The sequence below is a fragment of the Leclercia sp. UBA1284 genome, from assembly GCF_002308415.1.
GTDB classification, from domain to species: domain Bacteria; phylum Pseudomonadota; class Gammaproteobacteria; order Enterobacterales; family Enterobacteriaceae; genus Enterobacter; species Enterobacter pneumoniae.
In genome coordinates this window covers 468,832-486,371 of the sequence record NZ_DBUS01000007.1, presented here as the reverse complement: position 1 = coordinate 486,371, position 17,540 = coordinate 468,832, and the positions used below count along the sequence as shown (strand labels likewise).

Annotated in this window: 16 protein-coding genes and 1 tRNA gene; 7 read left to right on the top strand and 10 right to left on the bottom strand. The window is 53.5% G+C overall.

Going from position 1 to position 17,540, the window contains the following annotated elements:
• Positions 1-16: 16 nt before the first annotated feature.
• Positions 17-1,012, bottom strand: a complete 996-nt coding sequence (gene kdgT / locus B3511_RS17070; RefSeq protein WP_040077550.1) for a 2-keto-3-deoxygluconate transporter — start codon at positions 1,010-1,012, stop codon at positions 17-19.
• A 653-nt stretch (positions 1,013-1,665) separates the two neighbouring features.
• Here kdgT and proP point away from each other — a divergent pair.
• Positions 1,666-3,168, top strand: a complete 1,503-nt coding sequence (proP, locus tag B3511_RS17065) for a glycine betaine/L-proline transporter ProP (RefSeq protein ID WP_286783901.1) — start codon at positions 1,666-1,668, stop codon at positions 3,166-3,168.
• Positions 3,169-3,198: 30 nt separating this feature from the next.
• Here proP and B3511_RS17060 read toward each other — a convergent pair whose 3' ends face one another.
• Both B3511_RS17060 and B3511_RS17055 read right to left on the bottom strand, forming a co-directional pair.
• A complete protein-coding gene (locus tag B3511_RS17060) occupies positions 3,199-4,152 on the bottom strand; it encodes a nickel/cobalt transporter (RefSeq protein ID WP_286783900.1) in 954 nt (317 codons plus the stop codon).
• Between the two features lie 351 nt (positions 4,153-4,503).
• Positions 4,504-4,579: transfer RNA gene (locus B3511_RS17055), tRNA-Phe, on the bottom strand.
• A gap of 169 nt (positions 4,580-4,748) precedes the next feature.
• Here B3511_RS17055 and B3511_RS17050 point away from each other — a divergent pair.
• Positions 4,749-5,594: an AraC family transcriptional regulator gene (locus tag B3511_RS17050; RefSeq protein WP_040077547.1), complete on the top strand. Its 846-nt coding sequence runs from the start codon at positions 4,749-4,751 to the stop codon at positions 5,592-5,594.
• A gap of 35 nt (positions 5,595-5,629) precedes the next feature.
• Positions 5,630-6,220 (top strand): LysE family translocator, encoded by a 591-nt coding sequence (locus tag B3511_RS17045; protein WP_040077546.1) that lies wholly within the window; start codon positions 5,630-5,632, stop codon positions 6,218-6,220.
• On the opposite strand, the gene B3511_RS17040 is transcribed toward B3511_RS17045, so the two are convergent.
• The 5 genes from B3511_RS17040 to aspA form a co-directional block, all read right to left on the bottom strand.
• Positions 6,217-6,792 carry a transcriptional regulator gene (locus tag B3511_RS17040; RefSeq protein ID WP_040077545.1) on the bottom strand — a complete coding sequence of 192 codons (576 nt, stop codon included), beginning with the start codon at positions 6,790-6,792 and terminating at the stop codon, positions 6,217-6,219. The two genes, B3511_RS17045 and B3511_RS17040, sit on opposite strands and share 4 nt — an antisense overlap.
• Positions 6,793-6,838: 46 nt before the next feature.
• Positions 6,839-8,536: a protein-disulfide reductase DsbD gene (locus B3511_RS17035; RefSeq protein ID WP_286783899.1), complete on the bottom strand. Its 1,698-nt coding sequence runs from the start codon at positions 8,534-8,536 to the stop codon at positions 6,839-6,841.
• Positions 8,512-8,835: a divalent cation tolerance protein CutA gene (cutA, locus tag B3511_RS17030; protein WP_172657815.1), complete on the bottom strand. Its 324-nt coding sequence runs from the start codon at positions 8,833-8,835 to the stop codon at positions 8,512-8,514. The genes B3511_RS17035 and cutA overlap by 25 nt, the downstream gene beginning before the upstream one ends.
• A 113-nt stretch (positions 8,836-8,948) precedes the next feature.
• A complete protein-coding gene (locus tag B3511_RS17025) occupies positions 8,949-10,250 on the bottom strand; it encodes an anaerobic C4-dicarboxylate transporter (RefSeq protein WP_286783898.1) in 1,302 nt (433 codons plus the stop codon).
• 114 nt (positions 10,251-10,364) lie between these two features.
• On the bottom strand, positions 10,365-11,801 hold the full coding sequence (aspA, locus tag B3511_RS17020; RefSeq protein ID WP_286783897.1) for an aspartate ammonia-lyase: 1,437 nt from the start codon (positions 11,799-11,801) through the stop codon (positions 10,365-10,367).
• Between the two features lie 335 nt (positions 11,802-12,136).
• Here aspA and B3511_RS17015 point away from each other — a divergent pair, with 335 nt between their 5' ends.
• Positions 12,137-12,607 (top strand): FxsA family protein, encoded by a 471-nt coding sequence (locus tag B3511_RS17015; protein WP_040077540.1) that lies wholly within the window; start codon positions 12,137-12,139, stop codon positions 12,605-12,607.
• 30 nt (positions 12,608-12,637) lie between these two features.
• Here B3511_RS17015 and yjeH read toward each other — a convergent pair whose 3' ends face one another.
• On the bottom strand, positions 12,638-13,879 hold the full coding sequence (gene yjeH / locus B3511_RS17010) for an L-methionine/branched-chain amino acid transporter (RefSeq protein WP_286783896.1): 1,242 nt from the start codon (positions 13,877-13,879) through the stop codon (positions 12,638-12,640).
• Between the two features lie 178 nt (positions 13,880-14,057).
• On the opposite strand from yjeH, the gene B3511_RS17005 reads away from it, so the two are divergent.
• From B3511_RS17005 to B3511_RS16995, 3 genes are all read left to right on the top strand, one after another.
• Positions 14,058-14,351 (top strand): co-chaperone GroES, encoded by a 294-nt coding sequence (locus tag B3511_RS17005; protein WP_003855929.1) that lies wholly within the window; start codon positions 14,058-14,060, stop codon positions 14,349-14,351.
• Between the two features lie 39 nt (positions 14,352-14,390).
• Positions 14,391-16,037, top strand: coding sequence for a chaperonin GroEL (groL, locus tag B3511_RS17000; RefSeq protein WP_040077537.1), 1,647 nt, complete (start codon positions 14,391-14,393; stop codon positions 16,035-16,037).
• Positions 16,038-16,168: 131 nt separating this feature from the next.
• Complete coding sequence (locus B3511_RS16995; protein ID WP_040077535.1) at positions 16,169-16,522, top strand: DUF4156 domain-containing protein; 354 nt, start codon at positions 16,169-16,171, stop codon at positions 16,520-16,522.
• Positions 16,523-16,651: 129 nt separating this feature from the next.
• Here the strand turns inward: B3511_RS16995 and yjeJ are convergent, their stop codons facing one another.
• On the bottom strand, positions 16,652-17,518 hold the full coding sequence (gene yjeJ, locus B3511_RS16990) for a YjeJ family protein (RefSeq protein WP_286783895.1): 867 nt from the start codon (positions 17,516-17,518) through the stop codon (positions 16,652-16,654).
• Positions 17,519-17,540: the final 22 nt, after the last annotated feature.

Here is a 17,540-nt window from a genome sequence, read left to right as displayed (position 1 = left end):
GGAGAGGGTCAGTCACTTAGTGGTGCAGCGATTCCACTCTTTGTTCTTCTGCTTCCGGCGCCGGGATGTTACCGAAGCGTCTGGCGTACAGTGCAGTGATGATTGGCACCAGAATCGCGGTGACGATCACGCTGGCCGCAACCAGTGCGGTAGCGGATGCAGCAACCGGTTCAAAGGCCGGGTTAATCTGCGCGATGATGACCGGGTTAGCCACCGCAGCGCCCGCGGCGGATGATGCCGCCACCCCCGCAGTCCCGTTGCCACCGCCAATGACGCGGTCGGCAATAATCAGCGGAATACCGGTGATGATGATCACCGCCACGCCCAGCACGATACCCAGCAGACCGGTCTGAAGGATCACGTTCAGGTTGATGGTGTTACCCAGGGCAAAACCGAAGAAGGGAATCAGTACCGGCGTTGCTTTGCTGAAGAAGTCACGCAGGTCGTGGTCCAGGTTACCGAGGGCGAAACCGATCAGGAATGGCAGGATGGCGCCAACAAAATGGTGCGCTTCAAACGAGGCCAGACCTGCAGAGCCGAGGATCAGCATGGTCATCAGCGGGCCGGACTCCAGCGACATCAGAACGAAAGCACCGGACTCCTCTTTGGTGCCATACTGGTTCATCAGACTGGCGTAGAGACCGCCGTTAGTCATGTCCATGGCAGAGACGATGGCAAGTACGGAGAGACCCGCAAAGAAGCCCGTCTGGATCCCATTCTCTGGGATGAACATCGCGCAGAGCATCGCCACAATCCATGCAACGGCAATTTTAGTCAGTACCAGCGTGCCGGACTTACGTAATACCGTTCCGGTTGCACGTAAATTAATGGAAGCACCGATACAGAAGAACCATACCGCCAGGATCGGCACCGTACCGGTAATCATACCTTTAGTGAATCCACCGAAATAAGCCCCGGTGTTAGGCGCTAAGGTATTTAAAATGGCACCCAGCACCAGCGGAACCAACATCATCCCACCGGGAATGCGCTCAATCGCGGCTTTAATTTTCATCGTGTACCCTCGCATCTCATCACGCATCGCCGGCGGACAAGTTAGAAACCAATAATTTAATGAATTCAACGCATTGAGGGCTTTGTGCGCCTGGCAATCCGTTATTCATACAGCAAACATAATTCGGTTTGGGTTTTGGCCTTCGACTGAAAGCATTTAAACCCTGTTGACCAGACTTATGATGCGATCGATGGAATGGTGATTCAATGAAAATAAAACAGTGTTTTAGTTATCTGGATCACATATTTTTCGGAAACCGATCGGCGCCCTTTTGATTATTAAAATTGCTGTAAATTGGATGTGAAGAAATGTCGTTTATTTTTTGTTTTCGTGTGAATAATAACTTAAGGAATGATATTTAAGAGGTGGGGGTTGAGACGTATCTCAATTGAGAAAATTGACCTTTCATTACGTAGGCTTAAGGTCGCTAAATATATATGTGAAGTTGATCACAAATATAAACGCTGGTAGGGTAAGGAGGTCATTAACTGCCCAGACAGGCGTCAACAGGTTCGGTTGTACTGACTTTGAACGTCAGTGTAAGTAAACCTGCTACGCTTGAAAGAGGAGAATGCGCACGATGCGCTTCCCGGGTCCACAAGGTGCTCTTAAAGCACTGTGGTAAGGACAGGGCTTAGTCTACGAGGTTAGCAATGCTTAAAAGGAAAAAGGTTAAACCCATCACCCTGCGTGACGTCACTATCATTGACGACGGTAAATTGCGCAAAGCGATAACCGCGGCTTCGCTCGGTAACGCAATGGAATGGTTCGATTTTGGCGTGTATGGCTTTGTGGCCTACGCGTTAGGTAAAGTATTCTTCCCCGGCGCCGATCCTAGCCTGCAGATGATTGCAGCGTTAGGTACGTTCTCCGTTCCCTTCTTAATCCGCCCGCTGGGTGGTCTGTTCTTCGGGATGCTTGGCGATAAATATGGTCGCCAGAAAATACTCGCGATTACTATTGTTATCATGTCCGTCAGTACCTTCTGTATTGGCTTGATACCGTCGTACGCCAGTATTGGTATCTGGGCGCCCATCCTGCTGCTGCTGTGTAAGATGGCCCAGGGCTTCTCGGTCGGTGGTGAGTACACCGGCGCGTCTATCTTTGTGGCTGAGTATTCGCCGGACCGTAAGCGTGGCTTTATGGGAAGCTGGCTGGACTTTGGCTCCATCGCAGGCTTTGTGCTGGGTGCGGGTGTCGTGGTCCTGATTTCCACCGTATTGGGTGAAGCGAACTTCCTGGAGTGGGGCTGGCGTATTCCGTTCTTCCTGGCGCTGCCGCTCGGGGTGATTGGCCTCTATCTGCGTCACGCGCTTGAAGAGACACCGGCTTTCCAGCAGCATGTCGAAAAGCTGGAGCAGGGCGATCGCGAAGGATTGCAGGAAGGGCCTAAAGTCTCGTTTAAAGAGATTGCCACTAAACACTGGCGTAGCCTGCTGACCTGTATTGGTCTGGTGATCTCCACCAACGTGACCTACTACATGCTGTTGACCTACATGCCGAGCTATCTGTCGCATAACCTGCACTACTCGGAAGATCACGGTGTACTCATTATCATCGCCATCATGGTGGGGATGTTGTTTGTGCAGCCGATTATGGGCCTGCTGAGTGACCGTTTCGGTCGTCGACCGTTCATTATTCTCGGCAGCGTTGCTCTGTTCGCGCTCTCGATTCCGGCCTTTATTCTGATCAACAGTAACGTGCTGGGGCTGATTTTCGCCGGTCTGCTGATGCTGGCGGTGATCCTGAACTGCTTTATTGGCGTAATGGCATCCACTCTGCCGGCGATGTTCCCGACGCATATTCGTTATAGCGCCCTGGCGGCAGCGTTTAACATTTCAGTGCTGATTGCCGGCCTGACGCCGACCCTGGCGGCCTCGCTGGTAGAGAGCACGCAGAACCTGATGATGCCTGCCTACTACCTGATGGTGATTGCGGTCATTGGTCTGGCGACCGGTCTGACTATGAAGGAGACGGCGAACCGTCCTCTGAAAGGCGCTACACCGGCGGCATCGGATATTGCGGAAGCGAAAGAGATCCTGCGCGAACATTACGATAACGTCGAGCAGAAGATTGAAGATATTGACGCCGAAATTGAGGCGTTACAGAAAAAACGTTCTCGCCTTGTTGATCAACATCCGAGAATTAATGAGTAATAAAAAACCCGGCTTGCGCCGGGTTTTTTATTAGCAGCCAGCGGCGATAAAGTCGCCGTCCGCGCTGATAGGGATCACCGTTAAAAAGAGCACGACGGCAAACAGAATAAGCACCACGCCTCCGGCTATCCTGGCTGCGGGCGCCAGCCAGCGTAACGACGCAGGGCTATCAAACAGCGCCACGGTGCGCTCACGGGCATAACGTACCGCCAGGGACAGGCCCATAATGGATAACGCGGTACCAAGCGACATGGTCATGACCGCCGCCATTCCCCAACTGACAATCCCCAGCGCATTCGAGAACAGCAAAATCATGATGGCGCCGCTGCAGGGCCGCGCACCAATCGCCAGAATCACACCCAGACGCGTTTTCCAGTCGCCTTGCGTCATCCCAGCCCCTACGCCGTGATGTCCGCATCCACACTGGTCACTGTGTTCGTGCAGCGGTTTGATGGCAAAGAGGGTCATTTTGCGGGGCAGCAGGCTTTTTAGCGCCTGATAGATGATGAAGGCACCGAATGAACCGATCATCACGGCGCTGATTTTCTCGACGTACCAGCGGCTGGTGCTGAGATCGCCAGACGCCATATTCAGGCCGACGGCGAGGATAAACACAAACAGAATAGCGCTGACGCCCTGCATCAGGCTCCCGAGAAACGGCACCACGCGAGATGCCCGCTGGCTCTCGGTATTGGTGCTGAGCCAGGTGGTGACGATAAATTTGCCATGCCCCGGGCCGATAGCGTGCAGCACGCCATAAAAAAAGGCCCCCGTCAGTAGCCATAGCCCGTCGCTGAACTGATGGTTATTCAGTTGCAGCAGATACATCACCAGATAACGATGCAGCGTGATTTGGGTGGCGAGGCACCACTGGATAAAGTCGTTCCAGTGAGTGTGCAGCGTGAAGCCAGCAAAGAGGACTATCAAGGCCAGCAACCCTGCCGTGGGCAATCGCCAGTCGCGCGTTAGACGGTATGTATTCATAAGGAAGCCTGCGGGTGAGTGTGGCTGAATTATAGCAAGCGCAGAATGAGGGGAGGATGGGTATTTCGTGATGGCTTGCCAGGGACTTATGTAGAAAGCGTGGAATCGCGCGCCTGTCGCACTGGTTCCGAAGGGGAGAGTCCGCTCTCTGAAAGCAAAAAACCCGCCATAGGCGGGTTCTTCTAAATAGTGGTGCCCGGACTCGGACTAACGCTGAAAGCGTTGAACAGCGCGCCTGTCGCGCTGGCCCCGAAGGGGTGAGCCGCCTGCGGCGAATAATCGAACGAAGTTCGATGGAGAGTCCGCTCTCTGAAAGCAAAAAACCCGCCATAGGCGGGTTCTTCTAAATAGTGGTGCCCGGACTCGGAATCGAACCAAGGACACGGGGATTTTCAATCCCCTGCTCTACCGACTGAGCTATCCGGGCAACGGGGCGCATTAAACCGCAATCGCGTAACGCCGTCAACCCTATTTCGGGAAAAGCTGTTCAACTGCTTAAGATTACGGCAATCTGGCGGTTTGCGCGTCGCATTTGCACAAATCTTCCAGACAGGCGCGCAAGGCCAGGCAATGCTGGCGGTGAAAGAGGGGGAAGTATGGCGAAAGACTGGCTTGAGCTACGTCAGCATGCAGAAACGGGTATCGAAACGATTAAGGCGCACTTTGAAGGGCACGCCTTCGATCCGCACTGGCACGACAGTTATCTGGTGGGGATTACTCTCTCCGGCACGCAGCAGTTTCACTGCCGTCGCGAGCGTTATCATAGCCGTCCGGGCGATGCGTTTCTGCTTGAGCCGGGGGAGATCCACGACGGCGATGCGCCCGTAGAAGGCGGCTTTACCTACCTGACCTTTTATCTGGATGAACGATGGTTGACTAACACCCTGCAGGGGTTGTATGAATCTACGCCTGGCAGCTATTCGCTGCACTTTCCGCAGACGCTGACGCGCGAGCCACATCTGGCGCTCGCCATCGGTGAAACGTTCTCGAGCCTGCATAACGATGAGATGAAAATCGTACAGCAGAGCAGCATGGATACCCTGCTGGCGCAGATCACCGCCCACTGCCACTGGCGTAAAAAAGTCCCTTCCCAGATACAAAGTGCCGCCATCGCTCACCGGGCAAGAGATTATCTCTTCGCGCATATGGGCGAAAATATCGGTTTAACCGATCTGGCACGTGAGACAGGCACTGACCGTTTTACTCTTACGCGCAGCTTTAAACGCGAGTTCCACCTGGCCCCACACGCCTGGCTTATCCAGCTGCGTCTGGCGAAAGCGCGTCAGCGTCTGGCACAAGGCGAGCAGCCGGTTGATGTGGCCGCGGCGCTGGGCTTTTCCGATCAAAGTCATCTGGGACGCTGGTTCCAGCGAGCCTATCGCATCACGCCTGCCCACTACCGGCGTTTGTGCACAAACCTTCCAGATCTTTCTAAAAAATAGCGGCACAGTCAGAGCTCTATAATAAGGAGCCACCTGTGAATTTGATGCCATTTCTGCTATTTGCTTTCGTCGCCTCGATTACCCCCGGGCCGACTAATATTCTTGTGTTTACGCATAGCCAGCAACATGGCGTTAAATCCACGCTTCCTGCGCTGGTGAGCGCCTGCGCTGCGGCCAGCGCGATAGTCCTGATCTCCGGTGCCGGAGCCGGGGAGATCCTGCGCCAGTCTCCGCTGATACGACAGCTGATGAGCTGGGCCGGGGTGCTCTGGCTAAGCTGGATGAGCTGGCAGTTGTTTCGCGCGCCGGCGACTGATATTTCCGGACGCTCGCCTGTGCGGTTTACCCCGCGAGCGGCTGCGCTGCTGCAGGTGGTGAATCCCAAAACCTGGATGATGGCGCTGGCGGTGGTCACGCTTTTTGCCCCGGCCGGGCGGAATGGGTTGCACGATGTGGCGCTCATGGCCTTCTGGTTTTTACTGATTTCTATCGCCTGCCTGATGTGCTGGGCATGGCTGGGAAAGGCGGTGACCCGTCTCTTTCGCACCACCGTTGCGATGGTGCGCTTTCAGCGGCTGATGGCATTGTGCCTGTTTATTTCAGCCTGGGCGGGAATACTGGCTTAAGTGAGCGCCCCGCCTTTGCGGCACTGAGCAAAGTGCAGGATATCCTCTGCCAGGCGTTGTGCGGTATCGACATCGGCCTGGCTACGGTTGACCATCATACGGCTCAGGCACCCCTCCAGCACCAAATCCATCTGCTTTGCGACCATCGCCGGATCGTCCACTTCCAGGGTGGTAAGCAGCTCATGAGTAAAATCATGGGAAGCGCGCTTTTGCTGATCGGCCAACTGATGGATAGGGTGGTCTGGATCCGGGAAGAAGGTACAGGCGGCAATAAACAGACAGCCGGGATAGCGGTGATTACGCACGCACTCAGCGAGCGCGTTATAGCGCGCCAGCAATTTTTGCTCGGCGCTGAGCTCGTCGTTGAGCCGCAATTGCGTGCGCCAGGTATCGACCTGCTGGCTAAGATAGCGCAGCGCATCGTATAGCAACGCCTCTTTATCAGGCCAGAAGCGCATCAGCTCATCCAGCGGATAATCCACCCGTTCGGCGACCATCTCCAGCGTTGTGCTGGCTATTCCCTGGATCTCAAGTAATTGCAGGGTTTCTCCCAAAACATCTTCGCGTTGCATGATTATCTCCTCTGCATACCGTCGAACGTCCCGTCTACAGTGTCGTTTACGGTTGTCGATCGCGCAAATGTGCGCTGAAAGCCGTGGCATCCATAAACCCGGTCACTCTCTGGGCCGCCTGCTCCTCGCCCTCTCCGTTAAAGAACAGAATCGTCGGCAGGCCAAGCACGTTTAATCTCTTCAGCAGGGCCTTATCTTCTGCGTTATTGGCCGTCACGTTTGCCTGAAGCAGAACCGTCTCTTTTAGCGCATTTTGCACCTGCGGATCGCTAAAGGTGTATTTTTCGAACTCTTTGCAAGCCACGCACCAGTCGGCATAGAGATCGAGCATGACCGGTTTGCCGTTGGCCTGTGCCAGCGCGCGTTGCAGCTCATCTACGTTGCGTACTGGCGTGAAGTTAAGGTGGGCCTGAGATTGCGTCACGTTGACGCCAAATGCCCAGTCCTGCAGAGGACGTACGCTTACCAGCGCGGCGGCCAGAAGGAGGATTTGCATCACGCGCATCCATGCTTGTTTTGCCGACAAACTGGTAATAAAGGCCCATAAGAAGAAGGCGACGCCGAGCATCGACCAGAGACGTAATCCCCAGGCGTCGCCGACAATGCGCTCCAGCAGGAAAACCGGCAGCGCCAGGATCACAAACCCGAACGCGGTTTTCACCTGCGTCATCCAGGGGCCATTTTTGGGTAATAGTCGGTTGCCAAACAGGGTCACCAGGATCAGCGGCAATCCCATACCCAGCGCGTAGAGATAGAGCGTGCCGCCACCGAGCCACAAATTACCGCTCTGGGCGATATAGAGCAGAATCGCGCTCAGCGGGGCGGTGGTGCAGGGGGAGCAGATGAGCCCGGCGATAGCGCCCATGGCAAAAACGCCCCCCACGGAGCCGCCCTGCTGGCGATTGCTCATTAACGTTAAGCGGGTTTGCAGCGATGAAGGCAATTGCAGGCTGAAGAGACCAAACATCGACAGCGCCAGCAAAGTAAAGAGTACCGAGAGGCCGATCAGAACGTACGGATGCTGAAGCGCAGCCTGGAATTGCAACCCCGCCGCAGCCACGACCAGACCGAGGGCGGTATACGTCAGGGCCATCCCCTGCACGTAGATAAATGCCAGCAGTAATGCCCGGCCCGTGGAGAGACGCGTTTTACCGCCAAGGACAATGCCCGAAATAAGCGGGTACATCGGTAATACGCAGGGCGTAAAGGCGATGCCAATGCCGATCAGCAGCGCCCACAGCGCGGAGAAGGGCAGCTCGCTTTTCGGCGCGGGGTCAGGCGCATTTGTGGCAGGTGCGGAAGGCGCTAAGGCGGCAGCTTGCACCTCACTCAGCGGCACCACTTTGGTTTCGGGTGGATAACACAAACCGGCATCGGCACAGCCCTGGTAGGTGACGGTGAGGGTCGCCCCTTTCCCGGCCTGGTTAATGGTCACCGGTACGGTGAGCTGTTGCCGGTAGATCTCACTTTTGCCGTAAAATTCATCTTCATGCCACTCCCCTGCGGGCAGCGTTGGCGCACCGATAGTGGCCTGAGCAGGGGTAATGCTGATCTGTTTGCGATAGAGGTAAAACCCCGGCTTCACACTCCAGTTCAGGTTCAGTTCATGTTGGTTTTGCTGAAAATCAAAAACGAACGCCTGGTCGGCAGGAACGAAGTTTGAACGGCCGGGTGCATCAAACAACCCGGCAAAAACTGAGGTGCTGCACAGCAGCAGGATCAGCGTAAGGAAGCGTTGAGCCATGATAGATAATCGTTATCACCGTGGGAGACTGGCAACACCAGTAACTCCGGGGTCTGGTAAGGGTGGTGAGACTTAAGACAATCGAGGAGCGCCTGCTGGAGTGAGACTCGGGATTTCAGCAGCATCTGCACTTCGTACTCCTGCTCCAGCTTGCCCTCCCAGTAATAGAGCGAGGTGGCGCCAGGCAGAATAGTCACGCAGGCGGCAAGCTTTTCAGCCAGGACTTTAGCGGCCAGATCCTGGGCAGTGGCTTCATCGGGTGCGGTGCAGAGAACAACAACAGCGTCAGACATGTTCACAGGTCGACCTCGTTATCGCGAAAAAAACCACTATAGCATGCCGGGCAGTGGAGAATTAATGAATCGGGCCGCTAAGCGGCCCGACTTTAATGATTTTTACAGCGAAAAGCCTTTTACAACAGCATGCCGCCGAAGATGAAACCGAGGATGACGCAGAGGGAAATCGCCACCACACCCGGGATGAGGAAGGCATGGTTAAATACATATTTACCGATACGTGTAGAGCCTGTGTCATCCATCTCTACCGCCGCCAGCAGGGTGGGATAGGTCGGGAGGACGAACAGCGCAGACACCGCGGCGAAAGAGGCGATAGCGGTCAGCGGAGTAACGCCCAGCATCAGCGCCGCGGGCATCAGGGCTTTGGTGGTTGCCGCCTGGGAGTAAAGCAGGGTGGCGGCGAAGAACAGAACGACCGCCAGCAGCCATGGATAGCTATGTAACAGATCGCCCGCTACGGTCTGGATATCCCTGATGTGGGCTTTTACAAAGGTATCACCCAGCCAGGCCACGCCCAGTACGCATACGCAGGCGCTCATCCCGGATTTGAAGGTGCTGGCATTGAGCACTTCGCTGGTATCGATTTTACAGGTAATGCTGATAAGCGTGGCGATGGTCAGCATAAAGACCACAATCGCTTCGTTACGTGGCAGTACCGGATTTTCAATCAGACCCACGGTGTCGCTGATGGCGGTAGCGTAGAACATCACCGCCACGATCCCGATCAGGAACAGCAGTACGGAACGTTTAGCGTGCGGCTTCAGTTCGAAGACCTGGCTCCCGCGCAGTTTGACTTCCCCCTTCGCCAGGCGCTCCTGGTAAACCGGATCGTCTTTCAGTTCGGCGCCGAGGAAGTTACAGAGGACGGCGGTGATCATCACGGCGATCAGCGTCACCGGAATACAGATCGCCAGCAGGGTGAGATAGCTGACGCCCATCGGTTCAAGGATACCCGCGAAGAAGACCACCGCAGCGGAGATGGGTGATGCGGTGATCGCAATCTGAGACGCCACCACAGCAATGGAGAGCGGGCGAGACGGACGAATCCCTTGCTCTTTTGCCACTTCGGTAATAACGGGCAGGGTGGAAAAAGCGGTATGGCCCGTGCCGGCGAGAATGGTCATAAACCAGGTGACCAGCGGTGCCAGGAAGGTAATGTATTTTGGATGGCGGCGCAGCATACGCTCGGCGAGGCTTACCAGGTAGTCCATCCCACCGGCCACCTGCATGGCAGCAATGGCGGCGATAACGGCCATGATGATTTCGATGACGTCAAAGGGAATTGCGCCGGGTTTGATTTGAAAAATGAGGGTAAGAACAAGGACGCCGAGCCCACCGGCGAAACCGATACCGATCCCTCCAAGCCTTGCGCCAAGGTATATCGCCAACAGCACGATGACGAGTTCTGCTCCAAACATAGGTGCCTTCCTTGTTTATTAACAAGTTGATATTGAATTGTTGTGGTTTGGTAAACCCCAAAAAGAAAAAAGGCACGTCAATTGACGTGCCTTCATGAATTTTAACCTGAACTGTTATTGTTCACTTTCATCAGTATATCTTTTCGCTTTGTAGGCCGGGTGCATTAAGTTTTGCGCCGAGAAGATATCATCCAGTTCGGCTTCTGTCAGCAAGCCACGCTCAAGTACGACCTCTCGCACGCTCTTACCTGTTTCAGTACAAATCTTACCGACGATATCGCCGTTATGGTGGCCAATGAACGGGTTGAGGTAGGTCACGATGCCGATGGAGTTATAGACGTAGCTTTCACATACCGCTTTGTTGGCGGTAATGCCGTTAATGCATTTTTCCAGCAGGTTATAACAGGCGTTGGTCAGAATATGAATGGACTCAAACATCGCCTGGCCGATGACCGGCTCCATTACGTTCAGCTGCAACTGACCTGCTTCAGAGGCCATGGTAACGGTGATGTCATTACCGATCACTTTGAAGCAGACCTGGTTAACCACCTCTGGCACCACCGGGTTCACTTTAGCCGGCATGATAGAGGAGCCAGCCTGCAACTCTGGCAGGTTGATCTCATTCAGGCCAGCACGCGGGCCGGAAGAGAGCAGGCGCAGGTCATTACAAATTTTAGACAGCTTAACGGCCAGACGCTTCAGGGCGCTATGCACCATGACGTAGGCGCCGCAGTCGGAGGTGGCTTCAATAAGATCTTCTGCCGGGCTGACAGCCAGGTTGGAGACTTCTGCCAGCTTCTGTACCGCCAGCTGCTGGTAGCCATCCGGCGTATTCAGGCGTGTACCGATAGCGGTAGCGCCCAGGTTCACTTCCAGCAGCAGCTCGGAAGTGCGCATCAGGTTTTTGGTCTCTTCGTTCAGCAGCACGTTAAATGCGTGGAATTCCTGGCCGAGGGTCATTGGCACCGCGTCTTGCAGCTGGGTGCGACCCATTTTCAGAATGTCCTGGAACTCGACCGCTTTGTTCTGGAAACCTTCGCCCAGTTGATTAATGGCATCCACCAGTTTCACCACAGAGGCGTAGACCGCAATACGGAAGCCGGTAGGGTAGGCATCGTTGGTGGACTGGCATTTGTTAACGTGGTCGTTCGGATTCAGGTACTGGTACTCACCTTTCTGGTGACCCATCAGCTCCAGGCCGATGTTGGCCAGTACCTCGTTAGTATTCATATTAACAGAAGTGCCCGCGCCGCCCTGGTAGACGTCCACCGGGAATTGGTCCATGCACTTGCCGTTGTTCAGCACCTCATCGCAGGCGGCGATGATCGCGTTTGCAACGCTTTTAGGAATGGTTTGCAGCTCTTTATTTGCCAGCGCTGCCGCTTTCTTCACCATTACCATGCCGCGTACAAACTCAGGGATATCACTGATTTTGCTGTTGCTGATGTAGAAGTTTTCAATCGCTCTCAGAGTATGAATACCGTAATAGGCATCCGCTGGAACTTCCCTGGTACCCAACAAATCTTCTTCGATACGAATGTTGTTTAACATGTGAACCTTCTTTTCAAGCTGCCGATTGATTGCACTAAACACACAGTATATCTGTGGTTATGTCTATTTACTGACCGACGATTATCCCAATGAGCGACCAGATATCCGAGATCATATGCTGATGATAGCGAAATGCCGTAATCTGGATCACTTATTATCGACCCTGTTGCATGATAATTATCAATTTGTGAAATGAGTCACCGCTTTAATGTTTCCAAAAAAAATATCCGTGCAAACCGATTGAATTTTGGCTAACCGCCCTCATTTCGAACAGACGCGAATCGCGAAAATGTTCAGACAGGGGCCACAGGGCCTCTGCCACACAGGAGAAGCCAGTGCGCTGGATACCGTTAGTTGCTATTTTTCTCTATGTTTATATTGAGATTTCGATTTTTATTCAGGTCGCCCACGTCTTTGGCGTCCTGCTGACTCTGATTCTCGTCATCTTTACGTCGGTGATTGGGATGTCTCTGGTACGGAACCAGGGTTTCAAAAATTTCCTGTTAATGCAGCAAAAGATGGCTGCAGGCGAGAGTCCGGCGGCAGAAATGATCAAAAGCGTCTCGCTGATTATTGCGGGCCTGCTGCTGTTACTGCCCGGATTTTTCACCGATTTCCTGGGGCTGCTATTGCTGCTGCCGCCGGTGCAAAAACATCTGACCATGAAGCTGATGCCGCACCTGCGCTTCAATCGTATGCCGGGTGGTGGCTTTAGCGCGGGGACGGGCGGGGGCGAAACCTTTGACGGTGAGTATCATCGCAAGGACGATGAGCGCGATCGTCTTGACCATAAAGACGACCGCTAAGAAAAGCGCCCGGCATTGCCGGGCGTTTTTTTATGCTGGGCGGCCGCGCACGGGTAAAAAGCACCACAGCCCCGCCAGCATGACAATGGCATACAAACTCTTCCAGCCCACCATCGCCAGCAACAACAGACAGAGCACGCCGCCCACAACCGCCAACGCCTTATAACGTCCTTTCAGCAGCCGCGCGCCTGCCAGCATACAGAGCAGGTAGATCATAATGAAGATACCGTTGGCATAGACGATAAGGGCATCCAGATTAATGTTAAGCCAGTAGATGCCCAACGTACTCAGCACACAGCAGCCCAGTACGGCATTGAGGGCATTCAGCGGTAGCTGACGCTGAGAAAGTCTTGCCAGCGGGCTGGTGGGTTTGTAGAGCGCCTGCGACCAGACCAGACGTGCGAAACTCTGGATGTAGATATTTAGACTGGCAAAGCAGGCCAGATAGCCAATCACGCAGGCGACCCACAACGCTTTTGTGCCAAACAACTGCACCACAATACCGGGCAGCGACGCCGCCGCCGCTTTATCTTCACCAAAGGCGTTGAAGTGCAACACCAGCACCGTACAGGCCCAGTAGACCGTGCCTGCCAACAGCAGGCCGATCATCAATGCGCGCGGGAAATCTCGCTCGGGCTGTTTAAACTCTGACGCCAGGTGGGCAAAGGCCTCCAGCCCGACAAAACACCAGAACATCACCGACAATGCGGCAAACAGCGGGGGCATTTCCACCTCGCTGAACGTTGGGAAGGCGATTTCGTGCAGCTGGATATTGCCCGCCCACCAGATAGCGACAATCAACGCCACAATAAGCAGCGCAATCAACGTTTGTAAGTTAGCGCTGGAACTGGCACCCCGTGAACCGACCCACCAGACAATCGCCAGCGTCCCCAGCTCGGCAAACAGCAACTGCTCATCGTGCCAGCCAAAGAGCGCCTGACCGAAACCGGCGGCGATGTGCAACGCAGCGGGCAGACCTACCGGAATCACGGATAAGAATAGCCACCCCGTTACCCGTTCAAGACGAGGGCCAAACGCCATGCCGACAAAATGCGCTACGCCGCCGGCGCTGGGAAAGTGACGACCCAGAATCGCAAAGACAATCGCCACCGGGAACACCAGCACGATTAAGAGCGGCCACGCCCACAGGCTATTATCGCCTGCAACCAGCGCCGCAAGAGCGGGTACGGCAAAGACGCCTGTTCCTAATAAAGAGGTCGAGAGCAAGCCGACGCCTTGCGCCAGGCCCAACTCCTGTTTGAGTCCACTCATCTACTTCGTCCTGCCACTATCAAAAGAGAGGCGATGGTAACACTTTCGCAAATTTTTTTTCGACTCCCCCTTGAAGGGGGAAAAACCTATCCCCATCTCTCAGGGCACTAGCCGGAAAACCGGATACGGGCCGGCGTCATCCATAACTGATAAAGACTTTCTCAAAGGAGAGCTATCAATGAGTATTCGTCCGTTACATGATCGTGTGATCGTCAAACGTAAAGAAGTTGAAACCAAGTCTGCAGGCGGCATCGTTCTGACCGGTTCTGCAGCAGCAAAATCAACGCGTGGCGAAATCATCGCTGTCGGTAAGGGCCGCATCCTGGAAAACGGAACTGTGCAGCCACTGGACGTTAAAGTTGGTGACATCGTCATTTTCAACGATGGCTACGGCGTGAAATCCGAGAAGATCGACAATGAAGAAGTGTTGATCATGTCCGAAAGCGACATTCTGGCAATTGTTGAAGCGTAATTTACGCACGAAACTGTACGAATTTGAGGAAATAAGAACATGGCAGCTAAAGACGTAAAATTCGGTAACGACGCTCGTGTTAAAATGCTCCGCGGCGTGAACGTACTGGCAGATGCAGTTAAAGTCACTCTGGGCCCGAAAGGTCGTAACGTAGTGCTGGATAAATCCTTCGGCGCGCCAACCATTACTAAAGATGGTGTTTCTGTTGCACGTGAAATCGAGCTGGAAGACAAGTTCGAAAACATGGGCGCGCAGATGGTGAAAGAAGTTGCCTCTAAAGCGAACGACGCTGCAGGCGACGGTACCACCACCGCGACCGTACTGGCGCAGGCTATCATCACTGAAGGTCTGAAAGCCGTAGCTGCGGGTATGAACCCAATGGATCTGAAACGTGGTATCGACAAAGCTGTCGCTTCCGCTGTTGAAGAACTGAAAGCGCTCTCCGTACCGTGCTCTGACTCTAAAGCGATTGCTCAGGTTGGCACCATCTCCGCTAACTCCGACGAAACCGTAGGTAAACTGATCGCAGAAGCGATGGACAAAGTCGGTAAAGAAGGCGTTATCACCGTTGAAGACGGTACCGGTCTGGAAGACGAACTGGACGTGGTTGAAGGTATGCAGTTCGACCGCGGTTACCTGTCCCCATACTTCATCAACAAGCCAGAAACTGGCGCTGTTGAACTGGAAAGCCCGTTCATTCTGCTGGCTGACAAGAAAATCTCCAACATCCGCGAAATGCTGCCAGTGCTGGAAGCCGTTGCGAAAGCAGGCAAGCCGCTGCTTATCATTGCTGAAGACGTTGAAGGCGAAGCGCTGGCGACCCTGGTGGTTAACACCATGCGTGGCATTGTGAAAGTGGCTGCGGTTAAAGCACCTGGCTTCGGCGATCGCCGTAAAGCGATGCTGCAGGATATCGCTACCCTGACCGGCGGTACCGTTATCTCTGAAGAGATCGGTATGGAGCTGGAAAAAGCGACCCTGGAAGATCTGGGTCAGGCTAAACGTGTTGTGATCAACAAAGACACCACCACCATCATTGATGGCGTGGGTGAAGAAGCGGCGATTCAGGGCCGTGTTGGTCAGATCCGTAAGCAGATCGAAGAAGCGACTTCTGATTACGACCGTGAAAAACTGCAGGAGCGCGTAGCGAAACTGGCAGGCGGCGTTGCAGTAATCAAAGTGGGTGCTGCGACCGAAGTTGAAATGAAAGAGAAAAAAGCACGCGTTGACGATGCTCTGCATGCAACCCGCGCTGCAGTAGAAGAAGGCGTTGTTGCTGGTGGTGGTGTAGCGCTGGTGCGCGTTGCCGCTAAACTGGCTAACCTAACTGCTCAGAACGAAGATCAGAACGTGGGTATCAAAGTTGCGCTGCGCGCAATGGAAGCACCTCTGCGTCAGATCGTGTCTAACGCCGGTGAAGAACCGTCTGTTGTGACTAACAACGTGAAAGCGGGCGAAGGTAACTACGGTTACAACGCAGCTACTGAAGAATACGGCAACATGATCGACTTCGGTATTCTGGACCCAACCAAAGTGACCCGTTCTGCGCTGCAGTACGCGGCCTCTGTTGCTGGCCTGATGATCACCACCGAGTGCATGGTGACTGACCTGCCGAAAAGCGACGCGCCTGACTTAGGTGCTGCTGGCGGTATGGGCGGCATGGGTGGTATGGGCGGCATGATGTAATTGCCCTGCACCTCGCAGAAATGAAGAAACCCCCAGTCAGAAATGGCTGGGGGTTTTTCTTTTGGTCATCTTTTTAGTATAAGGTTTACACAGGGCAACGGTTGTCCATCTTATTAAAATCGAGGAATAACATGCGCGTAAAAGTCTGTGCAGGGATCGTAGGGGCAGCGTTGCTGCTGGCGGGTTGCAGTTCCGGTAATGAGTTATCTGCGGGTGGGCAGAATGTCCGCTTCGTAGAAGATAAACCCGGGAGTGAATGTCAGCTGTTGGGCACGGCCAATGGCAAACAGAGCAACTGGCTTTCTGGGCAGCACGGGGAAGAGGGCGGCTCAATGCGTGGTGCGGCTAATGCGCTGCGTAACCAGGCAGCTGCAATGGGCGGTAACGTGATTTATGGCGTGAGCAGCCCGACGCAGGGGATGTTATCAAGCTTTGTCCCGACGGCCAGTGAGATGAACGGCCAGGTGTATAAGTGCCCGAACTGATATTATCAAAGCAAAAGCATTAATATCTTGTCTGGACGCTCTGGTTCGCCCTCTCATAAATGAGAGGGAAACCTGAGCAAACGGAGGGAAAGATTACCGTTTTCTACATCCTTGTAGACGCTCAAATTCTTATGCGTTGAGCATCGCCGCCTTCACTTCCACACAGAAATCATGCAGCGGCTGCATGCACTCCTCCATGGTAAGAAGCTGGTTTGGTTGTGACGGAATGATTTTGGCAAAAGTCTGGCATATCGGATGCTGATCCTGAAGGGCTTTCACGCCAGGCGACATCATCGCAACCCGGTGAAGAATACTCTGCAATTGCTCCGTATTAGGTTCGGCCTCTGTTTTAAGGATGGTACCCGCCAATATTTTTTTGCCCTCTTCATGTTCAAAGCAAAACAGAACGGCAATATAGTGCGTAAACAAATCTAGCTTCCATTTCTCATGTTCAACTTTTCGGAAGTTAAGATTAGTCATATCTGACAGATCAACAAAATACAGCATGACAAAATCAAGCAATGAAGTAACCAGTTGTATGGTTTGCTTGTCATTTGTTGTATTGAGCGATTGTTGAATAGCGAAGACGATAAACTCAATTTGAGTATCATCTATTTCAATACACTCGATTTGTTCATTTTGCAACATAGCGACGAGCTCGAATTTTTCATCTTTCTGCTTCGGTGCCATAGACATAATGACTTTAGAAATGTCCGGGTTATTGACTTCCATGACATCAATATTGGGGACGTTAGCCATCAAACTGTCTCTTTCAGCGATAAGCTTTTCTTTATAACTTTCCCCACGCTCAGCGAGGCGCTGCGATACTTTTGCTATACGAAAGCGTAGGATCAAAAGTAAATCGATCAACTGATTCAACTGGAAAAAGAAAGTATGTTCAACATTATCGATATCTCTGATTTTGAACGCCATGAGGGCAAAGCGTTCATTGCTTTTAATCGATCCTGTATTAATCCCTTTTACTTTTATCGTCATAGGTTGTTCCTTACCTGTGAAT